The organism is Xenorhabdus yunnanensis (assembly GCF_028598805.1).
In the GTDB taxonomy this organism is placed as follows: Bacteria; Pseudomonadota; Gammaproteobacteria; order Enterobacterales; family Enterobacteriaceae; genus Xenorhabdus; species Xenorhabdus yunnanensis.
This window is the reverse complement of the sequence record NZ_JAQRFI010000162.1, coordinates 1-1,297: the sequence shown is the minus strand read 5'-3', so window position 1 is coordinate 1,297 and position 1,297 is coordinate 1. Positions and strand designations below refer to the sequence as shown.

Annotated in this window: 1 protein-coding gene; it reads right to left on the bottom strand. The window is 60.1% G+C overall.

What is annotated here, in order from left to right; translation table 11 throughout:
- The coding region (locus PSI23_RS21420) for a toprim domain-containing protein (protein ID WP_273556965.1) at positions 1-1,297 on the bottom strand (1,297 nt) is incomplete at both ends.

Genomic DNA, 1,297 nt, shown 5'->3' with positions numbered 1-1,297 from the left:
CAGCAGCTCTTCATCCACATCAATGGCGGTCGTCGTCAACATCAGCATCACCGGGCCTTTCACCGTGTAGCTTTTGGTGACCAGCGTGCCGGTCGTCTCATCCTTGCCCGTACTCGCCATTGTCAGCTCGCCGTCTGACTGCAACAGCTTGAGCGCATAGGCGGCCTGCCGCACCCCTTCTTCTTCGGCAATAGCTAATATCTTGTGCTGGAGATTGGTTTCACCCAGATAGAACAGGCTTTGCCCGGTCATGGCGCTGTACTGGATACGCTCTTCTTCCGGCATCAGGTTCAGTACGGCATCCATCAGCGAAGATTTTCCGGCGGCGCTGCTGCTCTGGATCAGGACGGCTAAGGGTTTGGGCAGTTTGCGGCTCACTGCCGCCAAAAAGCCTGCCAGTAAGTTAGTGGATTCACCGACAACCCCACAGGCCGCTAGATCAGCGGTAATACGCGCCGTCAGAGTCGGATCTTGCAGCAAGGCCAGTGCTGCCTCCCGTTCAGCTTCATTCAGTTCAGATTGCACCGCTGCCGGGTTCGCCGCCTGCTGTAGCCACTGTTCGGCAGCCAGCAACACTTGCCCCAGCGAACGCCGCAGTGCCCCGTCTGCCAGCCCCAGTTCGGTGGCCGCCAGTCTGGCATAACTGTTCCGGCTGCGGGCACTCATCAGATCAACCCCATCCGCGAACAACACCCCGCTTTGCCTGTCCAGCACCTGCGCATTGAGTTTCAGGGCGGCGGCACCGGCTTTGATTGCGCCCATTCCCCGCAGGCACCATTGCAGTGTGCCGACCGAGATCAGCATCTCGCCATTGTCGCCGGGTTCACAGACAACCCCCGGTGTGGTGTTGGGAGCGGGTTCAGCCACGAAAGCAGAAGCCGGGTCGGGAACCATGACGGGATCAGTCGCAACGATGCCTGCCACATTCTGCATCGGCACGGCACTCTCAAGCAGCAGGCCGAAGGCGGCTTCCGGCTCCGCCACCTGACACAGATAACCGTTGGCATCCATTTCCGGCGGGAACATCACCCGCAGCGGAGTGATCCCCTTGGCGGCCAGCGCGGCCGCCAGTTTCACCGCAGCCGCATTGCCGGCACTGTCATTGTCGAACGCGATCAGCACCTGCTTAATACCGTAGTGCTCAAAGGCCTGCCAGTGGTCAGCGGTGATCCCGTTCACCCCATAGGCGGCGGTGACATTGCGATGCCCGGCGACCCAGAACGACAGCGCATCAATCAGCGATTCACACAGGATCAGACTTTTCGAGGCCATCAATGCAGCTTCATTCCAGATCCCA